The 8,915-nt window shown below is 72.1% G+C and carries 8 protein-coding genes; 5 read left to right on the forward strand and 3 right to left on the reverse strand.

Annotated features, from left to right (window positions below):
- Positions 1-105 precede the first annotated feature (105 nt).
- Positions 106-561, reverse strand: a complete 456-nt coding sequence (locus E1298_RS16405; RefSeq protein ID WP_131894069.1) for a hypothetical protein — start codon at positions 559-561, stop codon at positions 106-108.
- Positions 562-962: 401 nt separating this feature from the next.
- Here E1298_RS16405 and lpdA point away from each other — a divergent pair, with 401 nt between their 5' ends.
- The 3 genes from lpdA to E1298_RS16420 all read left to right on the forward strand — a co-directional run bounded on the left by lpdA (position 963) and on the right by E1298_RS16420 (position 4,839).
- Positions 963-2,366 carry a dihydrolipoyl dehydrogenase gene (lpdA, locus tag E1298_RS16410; protein ID WP_131894071.1) on the forward strand — a complete coding sequence of 468 codons (1,404 nt, stop codon included), beginning with the start codon at positions 963-965 and terminating at the stop codon, positions 2,364-2,366.
- Positions 2,367-2,572: 206 nt separating this feature from the next.
- Positions 2,573-3,421 (forward strand): dimethylargininase, encoded by an 849-nt coding sequence (gene ddaH, locus E1298_RS16415; protein ID WP_131894073.1) that lies wholly within the window; start codon positions 2,573-2,575, stop codon positions 3,419-3,421.
- A 347-nt stretch (positions 3,422-3,768) separates the two neighbouring features.
- Complete coding sequence (locus E1298_RS16420; RefSeq protein ID WP_131894075.1) at positions 3,769-4,839, forward strand: transcriptional regulator; 1,071 nt, start codon at positions 3,769-3,771, stop codon at positions 4,837-4,839.
- On the opposite strand, the gene E1298_RS16425 is transcribed toward E1298_RS16420, so the two are convergent.
- The gene (locus E1298_RS16425) at positions 4,802-6,265 is read right to left on the reverse strand and encodes a WS/DGAT/MGAT family O-acyltransferase (RefSeq protein WP_131894077.1); all 1,464 of its coding nucleotides are present in this window, start codon (positions 6,263-6,265) and stop codon (positions 4,802-4,804) included. The two genes, E1298_RS16420 and E1298_RS16425, sit on opposite strands and share 38 nt — an antisense overlap.
- A 176-nt stretch (positions 6,266-6,441) precedes the next feature.
- Between E1298_RS16425 and E1298_RS16430 the strand changes: the two genes are divergently transcribed.
- Positions 6,442-7,119, forward strand: coding sequence for a uracil-DNA glycosylase (locus E1298_RS16430; protein ID WP_131894079.1), 678 nt, complete (start codon positions 6,442-6,444; stop codon positions 7,117-7,119).
- Between the two features lie 10 nt (positions 7,120-7,129).
- On the opposite strand, the gene E1298_RS16435 is transcribed toward E1298_RS16430, so the two are convergent.
- A complete protein-coding gene (locus tag E1298_RS16435; RefSeq protein ID WP_243725620.1) occupies positions 7,130-7,987 on the reverse strand; it encodes a hypothetical protein in 858 nt (285 codons plus the stop codon).
- Between the two features lie 125 nt (positions 7,988-8,112).
- Between E1298_RS16435 and E1298_RS16440 the strand changes: the two genes are divergently transcribed.
- On the forward strand, positions 8,113-8,915 hold an 803-nt coding region (locus tag E1298_RS16440), incomplete at its 3' end, for a lysophospholipid acyltransferase family protein (RefSeq protein ID WP_131894083.1).

Here is an 8,915-nt window from a genome sequence, read left to right on the forward strand (position 1 = left end):
CCCGAAGACCGGCGAAGCTAACGCCGGGTCACCACGGCCGGTCCCCCAGGGTCACGCCCCCGTCACGCTCCGACCGCGGCGGCGTCCCACCTGCGGCCATACCCCCTAGCCCTTGCGCCGGTTCTTCGCGGTGTCCTCGGAGTCCTCGTCGAAGAGGTCGTCCGGCAACTCGGGGATCTCGGGGAGGTGCGCGGTGCGCTGCGGGTCGTCCTCGACGAGCTCCTCGTCCTCGGGGATGGCGACGAGCGCCTGCGTCTCCTGCGCCTCACGCGTGATCACGCCGCTGGCGAGGACGGTGTTGCGGTGCCGGAGGGCGCCGTTCTCGCGGAGGAGGTCGTCGACGTCGGCGCGAACGCGGCCCACGCGCTTGCTCATCCGCACGTGGACCAGGAAGCCGCCGGCCGCGACGCCGAGCACGAACCCGGCGACCGGGAGGCCGACGACGGGCGGGGCGAGCGAGGCCACCAGCGCCACCACCACCAGGGTGACGACCACCGCAAGCGCGCGGAAGTGCTTCTCCATCCAGTCCAGGACGGTGTTGACGCGCTTGGGAATCCTCACTCGTCTTCTCCTCCGCTTCGCTCACGCCGGGGACATCTGCCGACAACGACCGGGCCGGGGCGCCGTGTTCCAGCGGCGCTCCGGTGGCACCGTGTTCCAGCGACACCGTGTTGTTCCGGCGGCACCGTGTTGCGGCGGCACCGCGGGCCGGCCGCGTGCCGGGCTCCGCACGCCCGCGCGGCCGGGAGCTCGTCGCGCCCGCCGTGCCGGGGCTCGCGCCGCTCGCGCGCCGCCCCGCCCCCGCGCCGCTTCACCGCCGAGAGGCCGCTGGAAACCCTAACAGGATGTGACGGGGAAGCCGAAGCGCCACCCGTTCCGATCACGCCGCGTGCCGGACGACGTGCCGCCATGCGCCATGCCGGGATGCGAGCACCGCCCGCCGCCGAATATCGTCACTGGATATGAGCGAACACTTTGACGTCGTGGTCCTGGGCGCCGGCCCGGGTGGATATGTCGCCGCGATCCGGTCGGCGCAGCTCGGGCTGAAGACGGCGATCATCGAGGAGCGGTACTGGGGCGGCGTCTGCCTGAACGTCGGCTGCATCCCCTCGAAGGCGCTGCTGCGCAACGCCGAGCTGGCGCACATCTTCACCCAGGAGCGGAAGACCTACGGGATCAAGGTCGAGGGCGAGGTCACCTTCGACTACGGGGAGGCGTACCGGCGCAGCCGCGAGGTGTCGGAGAAGCTCGTCAAGGGCGTCCAGTTCCTGATGAAGAAGAACAAGATCACCTCGTACGACGGGCGCGGCACGTTCACCGACGCGAACACCCTGCGGGTCGCCAGGAGCGACGGGTCCGGCGAGACGGTGACGTTCGGCCACTGCATCATCGCGGCGGGCGCCCACACCAAGCTACTGCCGGGCACGTCGCTGTCCGATCGCGTCGTGACCTACGAGGAGCAGATCCTCAGCTCCGAACTGCCGGAGAGCATCGTCATCGCGGGCGCCGGGGCGATCGGCGTGGAGTTCGCCTACGTCCTGCACAACTACGGCGTGAAGGTGACGATCGTCGAGTTCCTCGACCGGATGGTCCCGAACGAGGACGCCGACGTGTCCAAGGAGCTGGCCAAGCGCTACCGCAAGCTCGGCGTGGACGTGCTGACCTCCACCCGCGTGGACGCGATCGACGACTCGGGCGACAAGGTCAAGGTCACCGTTACCGGCAAGGACGGCGGCCAGAAGGTCATCGAGGCCGACAAGGTCCTCCAGGCGATCGGGTTCCAGCCGAACGTGGAGGGCTACGGCCTGGAGCGGACGGGCGTCCGGCTGACCGAGCGCGGCGCCATCGACGTGGACGGCCGCTGCCGCACGTCCGTCCCGCACATCTTCGCGATCGGCGACGTGACCGCGAAGCTGATGCTGGCGCACGCCGCCGAGGCCATGGGGATCGTCGCGGCGGAGACCATCGCCGACGCCGAGACGATGGAGCTCGACTACGTGATGATCCCCCGCGCGACCTACTGCCAGCCGCAGGTCGCGAGCTTCGGGTGGACGGAGGCGCAGGCGAAGGAGCAGGGGTTCGACGTCAAGACCGCCAAGTTCCCCTACAGCGCCAACGGCAAGGCGCTCGGCATGGGCGAGGGCGACGGCTTCGTCAAGGTGATCAGCGACGCCAAGTACGGCGAGATCCTCGGCGCGCACCTGATCGGCCCCGAGGTCACCGAGCTGCTGCCGCAGCTGACGCTGGCCCAGCAGTGGGACCTGACCGTCCACGAGGTCGCGCGCAACGTCCACGCGCACCCGACGCTGGGCGAGGCCGTCAAGGAGGCCGTCCACGGCCTCGCCGGCCACATGATCAACCTGTAGGCGGCGCCGTGGCGTGTTCGCCGCCCGGCGAACACGCCACGCCCCGGGAACCGCCCGCGCGGGCGGCGCAATGAATCACCGTTGACGGGACAAAACAAGCAACGTCCCACCAGGTCAGCGCAAGATCGGCGCATTGGAATGCGAGCGCCGGGTTCCTAGGCTTTCGATCAGCCGAGTCCCCCCGCGCAAGCCTTCTGGAGAGCCGCATGACCGTCCTGCCGGCAACGGAGCCGAGCACCGTCCCCGCGCGGACCGCGCTGCGGCGGCACTACCTGATGTGCCGCCCGGCGCACTTCGCCGTCACCTACACGATCAACCCGTGGATGGACCCGGCGGCGGGCGCCGACGCGGGCCGGGCGGTCGAGCAGTGGGAGGCGCTGCGCGCCGCCTACCTCGCGCTCGGGCACGAGGTGAGCCTGATCGACCCGGTCGAGGGGCTGCCCGACATGGTGTTCGCGGCCAACGGCGCGCTGGTGGTCGGTGGCCGGGTGTACACGGCGCGGTTCACGCACGCCGAGCGCCGCGCCGAGGGTCCCGCGTACGCCGCGTGGCTGCGGGCCAACGGATTCCCGGACGTGCTGGACGCCGAGCACACCAACGAGGGCGAGGGCGACTTCCTCACCCTCGACGACGTGATCCTTGCCGGGACGGGCTTCCGCACCGACATGGCGGCCCACCAGGAGGCGCAGGAGTTCCTCGGGCGCCCGGTCGTGACGCTGCGCCTGGTCGACCCGCGCTTCTACCACCTGGACACGGCGCTGTTCCCGCTCGGCGGCCGGAACGTGGCCTACTACCCGGGCGCGTTCTCGCCGGGCAGCCGCGCCGTCCTGGAGCGGCTCTTCCCGGACGCGGTCCGCGCGGGTGAGCGGGACGCGGCGGTGCTCGGCCTGAACGCCGTCTGCGACGGGCGCAACGTCGTCCTCAACGCCGAGGCGGCGGACCTGATCGGGACGCTGCGCGAGCACGGGTACGAGCCGTTCCCCGTGGACCTGTCCGAGCTCCGCAAGGCCGGCGGCGGCCCCAAGTGCTGCACCCTGGAACTGCGCTGTGTTTAGTCAATCCCGGCCCAGGGCCGCTCGCCTGGCGGCTCGCAGCCCTGACCGTGCTTGGGCGAGCGCGGAATCGCTTCGCGATCTTCCCGGTGGGGCTCGCCTTCGGCTTCGCCCCACCGGTCAGGTAGCGCGCTCGCGCCACAGTTGAGCCCATTTTGAAACGGACCCTCGCGTTCGCCTCGGAGCGGCATGACGTAAGACGAAGGGAACGGGGGCTGCCGGTCCCTTTCTGTTCGCGCTCGCGGGCTTAGTCGGCCGACGCTGTTCCGGTCCTTTGGGCGGTCTGCACGGAATGCCTCTTTAGGTCACCCTCGCAAGCGGACGGCGACCCGGCTCTTAAGGTGGCGGACATGGGGCGGGACGAGCGGGACGCGCGGCGTCGGCGGGACGAGATCCGATGGCGGGACGAGCGGGCGGCGCTTAACTCCGGCCGTGCCCGGCTGGGCCGGATCGCGAGCGGCCTGTACCCCGGTGCCCCGCGCGTCGCCGGGACCGCGCTGCTGTGCCGCCCGGAGTGGATCCCGCCGGAGCCGATCCCGCTGGAGTCCATGCGGCTGGAGTGGGACCCGCGTCCGGCCCCGCCCGCCGTCGCCGACCCGTCCGACGGGCTGCCCGAGGGGCATCGCACGTACGCCGGGGCCATGGCGGCCCTCGCCCCGCCCGCGACCTTCGAGGACCGGCCGAGCTACCGGCTGCTCGACGCCGCCCCGCCCGTCCTGCGCTTCGGCCCCGGCCGGTACTTCGACGGCGTGAACGTCGGCGAGGCGGTGGCCCACGAGCTGGCCGCCCGGGAGGCCGCCGAGGCACGCGGGTTGCCGCTGCGCGAGCGCGTCGGGGACCCCTGCGACCTCTCCCGCCGGACGGCGCTGAACGCGATCACGACGCTGACGGTGACCACGTCCGGCTCGTACGTCCTGCACTGGCGCGATCCGGCGAAAGTCGCCCACGCGGGCGGGCTCTACCAGGTGATGCCCGTGGGCGTGTTCCAGCCGCTGGGCGACGAACGCCGCGACCTGGACCTATGGCGGTGCATGGTCCGCGAATACGCCGAGGAGCTGCTCGGAGGGGACGAGGACTACGGCGAGGGCTTCGTCCAGGACGATTGGACGTTCCACCGCGTCCTGACCGAGGCCCGGGAGAAGGGCGCCGCGCGGGCCCGCTTCCTCGGGCTCGGCGTGGACCCGCTCAGCTTCGCGCTCGACCTGCTGACGGTGGTGGTCGTCGAGGACGCGGCGTTCGGCGACCTGTTCGGCGGGCTCGTCGCGGTCAACGACGAGGGCGAGGTGGCGATGGCGCCCTTCGACGGGACGGTGCCCGAGCCGATGCAGCCGGCCGGCGCCGCCGCGCTGGAGCTGGCGTGGCGGCACCGGAGGACGCTCGGGATCACTCCTCCCCAAGGGGCGCCTCGGCGAGGGCCTTGAGCTCGTCCAGCGCGTCCACGAGGTGGTCGACGATCTCCGACGGGTCGGGGACGAGGTCGCGGCAGGCGACGATGCCGACGTCCACCTTCCCGTCGTAGGAGAAGACGGTGATGTTGAGGCCGCCGCTGACGTCGGTGACCACCGAGATCGGGTAGTAGCCGAGCAGCCGGGCCCCGCCGAGGTAGAGCGGGAACCCCGGGCCCGGCACGTTCGAGATGATCAGGTTGACCGGGCGCAGCGCGATGGCCGGCGCCGCGTGCATCGCCAGGCGGGTGACGGGCCCGGCGATGGGCGCGGGGACGAGCCCGCTCATCTCCTGCACCCAGCTTCCCGAGGACGCGGCGAACCGCCGCTTGACCAGGTCCATGTCGCGCCGGACGGCGGCGTAGCGCTCGGCCGGGCCGGGCAGGTGGACCGCCAGCGGCGCCGTCATGATCGACACCTGGTTGCCGGCGTCGCCGCCGTCCGCGCCGGGGCGGCGCAGCGACACCGGGATGCCCGCGACGAGCGGACGGTCCGGCAGCTCGCCGCGCTTGTCGAGCCACTGCCGCAGCGCCGTCGCGCACAGCGCCATGACCACGTCGTTGACGCTGCCGCCCAGGCCCGTCCTGATCCGCTTGATCTCCTCCAGCGGCAGCTCGCCGCAGGCGACCGCGCGGCGCCGGCCGATCGGCAGGTTGAACGGGGTGGGCGGCGCGCTGATCCGCGGCGCCCTCGGCACCTCCTCGCGGCGGAGGGCGCCCTGCATGACCGACGACACCAGGCCGACGCCCGGGATGGACGAGACGCCCGGGATCTCGTCCAGGTACGGGGCGGTGCGCGCCATCGACAGGGCCGTGCGGAGCGGATGCAGCGCGGCTTTCAGCAGCCCGGTGCCCAGCATGTTGACCGTTCCAGGGGCGCGCGCGGGAGCGGCATCGTCGGCGGGCAGGTCGCGCGGTTCGGGCGACAGGTCCAGCAGGGCGGCGAGCGTCTCGGCGGCCATCACCCCGTCGATGGCGGCGTGGTGCACCTTCACGTACACCCCGGTGCGGCCGCCCTCCAGCCCCTGGATGACGACCAGCTCCCAGAGCGGGCGCGACCGGTCGAGGGGCTGCTCGTGCAGCATCGCGACCGTGTCGGCGAGTTGCCGGTCGTCCCCCGGGGCCGGAAGCCCGATCTCGGAGATGTGGCGTGCGGGGTCGAAGTCCGGATCGTCCTCCCAGTAGGGGCGGTCGAGGCCCAGCGGCACCTGGACGAGCCGCTGCCGGAGCGGCCGGGCGGCCAGATGGGCGCGGGTGCGGACGAGTTCGGTCATCGACGCGACGGTGAGCCGTCCGCCGGGGCAGGAGGCGGCGTCGAGGACGCCGAGGCCAGCGATGTGCGCGTGCGTGGTCCCGGTCTCGGCGTTGAGGAAGGTGGCGTCCACGGTGGTCAGCTGGCTCATGCTCTCGTCCGTCCGCTCGTCCTGCGCCTGCCTTGTCCCTCTAGGAGGTATGCGGTCCGGAGCTATAGGTCAACGAGGGACGTAAGGAAGTAACGCCGACTTAACGGGGCGTTTCGCCTGGTTCATCTGCCGATTTCGGAGGATGGCTCCGCGCTCAGCCCGTAGGGTGGTGCGCCATGACGGGACGACCACTCGCGGAGATCGTCGAGACGGGATGGGCGGCCGCGCTGCAGCCGGTCGCCGGGACGATCGCGGCCGCGGGCGACTGGCTGCGCGCCGAGGTCGCCGCCGGGCGCCGCTACCTGCCCGCGGGCGAGCACATCCTGCGCGCCTTCACCCAGCCCTTCGACGAGGTCCGCGTCCTGATCGTCGGGCAGGACCCCTACCCGACGCCCGGGCACGCGGTCGGCCTCAGCTTCTCGGTCGCGCCCGGCGTCCGCCCGCTGCCCGCCAGCCTGATCAACATCTTCCGCGAGTACTCCAGCGACCTCGGGCACCCGGAGCCGTCCAGCGGCGACCTCACCCCGTGGACCGAGCAGGGCGTCCTGCTGCTCAACAGGGCGCTGACCGTGATGCCCGGCAAGCCCGGCTCGCACCGCGACAAGGGCTGGGAAGAGGTCACCGAGTGCGCCATCCGCGCCCTCGTCGGGCGGAACCGCCCCCTGGTCGCCATCCTGTGGGGACGCGACGCGCGCAACCTGCGGCCGATGCTCGGCAACGTCCCGTGCATCGAGTCCCCGCATCCGAGCCCGCGGTCGGCCGACGGAGGGTTCTTCGGCTCCCGCCCGTTCAGCCGCGCCAACCAGCTCCTCGAACAGCAAGGCGCGGCGCCGGTCGAATGGAAGCTGCCTTAGTCTCCCGGTCTCAGCCTTCGGGGAGGCGGCGGAGGAGGGCGGCGAACTCGCCGGAGCCCTCGCCGTCCGACGCGGCGGCGAGCGGGGTGAGGCGGCGCTCGCCGTGGCTCCAGTACACGCCGCCCGCGCACGGGTCGTCCGCGACGGCGTGCATCTCCCGGACGACGTCGGCGAACACGGGGAGCACCTCCCGCACGGCGGCCGAGGTGATCGGGTAGAGCAGCAGCGTGCTGTGGCACGGGACGCCGACGAGGGCGCCGTGCCGGTTCGGGCCGGGGAGGAACTGGTCGACCTCGCTGAGCAGCGCCGACACGTACCGGCTGCCCGGCTTGGTCACGACGCGGACGTTGCGGCCCGGCAGCAGCGGCTGGTCGCGGACGGCCACGTCGGCGAGCTCGCGGTCATGGGTGTTCGTCATCACATAGCCGAGCTTGCGCAGGCCGAGGAGCCCGGCGCGGGCCTTGGTCAGCGGGCCGCCGTAGCGCGGGTGCTCGATCATCACCATCGCGTCGAAGTGGTCGCCGGCGGGCACCACGACGAGGCCCTCCCGGTCGCGGGGGGCCAGCTTCGGCACGATCCTCAGCCGCAGCAGCTCGCGGACGTCGCCGAACAGCTCCATCTCGCCGACGGCGAGGAACGCCCGGTCGCCGATCTCGCGGACCCACTCGTCCACGACGCGGGGCCAGTCCGCGCGCGGCTCGCGGGCGCATCGCTCCAGCACCGTCCAGCTTGAGGCCCTCGCCTCGGACCGTCCAACGGGCAGCACCACCTCGGAGGTTCCCGAGTCGAACCAGGCGCTGGGCGCCAGCGCGGGCAGCACATCGCGGATGAGCGCGTGCACGTCCGCCGCCGCGTCCAACGGTTCCATGTTGCTCATCCCCTTTCGCCGATCACGTCACAACCCAACCTTCTCAGAGTTCCGGCCGGTTGTGTGATCCATCGGGATCCTGCACCCCGGTCGCTGATCATGGAACGCTCAAGTACGGTGCATGCATGTCCGAACGCGTTTACCCGCCGGTGATCAAGGCGGCTCTCGTCGTCTTCAAGAGCCTGAACATGAAGTTCCGCCTGGAGGGGACCGAGCAGATCCCCCGCACCGGCGGCGCGGTGCTGGTCAGCAACCATGTCAGCTACCTCGACTTCATCTTCGCGGGGCTGGCCGCGCACCCGGCCGGGCGGCTCGTGCGGTTCATGGCCAAGAAGGAGATCTTCGACAACCGGTTCGCCGGGCCGCTGATGCGCGGGATGCACCACATCCCGGTCGACCGCGAGGCGGGCGCCTCGTCCTACGCGGCGGCGCTGAAGGCGCTCAAGAGCGGCGAGATCATCGGGGTGTTCGCCGAGGCGACGATCAGCCGCTCGTTCACGGTGAAGGACATCAAGAGCGGCGCGGTGCGGATGGCCGTCGCGTCCAAGGTGCCGCTGATCCCCGTCGCGATCTGGGGCCCGCAGCGGATGTGGACCAAGGGCCACAAGCGCCGCCTGCTCCAGCGCAACATCCCGGTGACGATCCTCGTCGGCGAACCCATGCACCCCAAGCGCGGCGACGACTACGACCAGGTCACCGCGGACCTGCGGGCGCGGATCTCGGAGCTGCTGGAACGGGCGCAGCGCGAGTACCCGGAGGTCCCGCGCTCGGGCGAGACGTGGTGGCAGCCCGCCTACCTCGGCGGCTCGGCGCCGACGCCGGGCGAGGCGGAGAAGCTCGACCTGAAGGAGGCCGAGGCCCGCAAGGCAGCCCAGGAGGCCCCCGAGACGAGCGCCCCGGGCGACAAGCGCGAGGCCGAGGGCGGGAC

The sequence above is a fragment of the Actinomadura rubrisoli genome (genome assembly GCF_004349215.1).
GTDB lineage: Bacteria > Actinomycetota > Actinomycetes > Streptosporangiales > Streptosporangiaceae > Spirillospora > Spirillospora rubrisoli.

Coding starts and splice junctions, on each gene's coding strand:
- E1298_RS16425 (WP_131894077.1), bottom strand. CDS start 6,265: ATGAGCCAGCTGACCACCGTGGACGCCACCTTCCTCAACGCCGAGACC.
- ddaH (WP_131894073.1), top strand. CDS start 2,573: ATGACCGTCCTGCCGGCAACGGAGCCGAGCACCGTCCCCGCGCGGACC.
- E1298_RS16435 (WP_243725620.1), bottom strand. CDS start 7,987: ATGGAACCGTTGGACGCGGCGGCGGACGTGCACGCGCTCATCCGCGAT.
- lpdA (WP_131894071.1), top strand. CDS start 963: ATGAGCGAACACTTTGACGTCGTGGTCCTGGGCGCCGGCCCGGGTGGA.
- E1298_RS16420 (WP_131894075.1), top strand. CDS start 3,769: ATGGGGCGGGACGAGCGGGACGCGCGGCGTCGGCGGGACGAGATCCGA.
- E1298_RS16430 (WP_131894079.1), top strand. CDS start 6,442: ATGACGGGACGACCACTCGCGGAGATCGTCGAGACGGGATGGGCGGCC.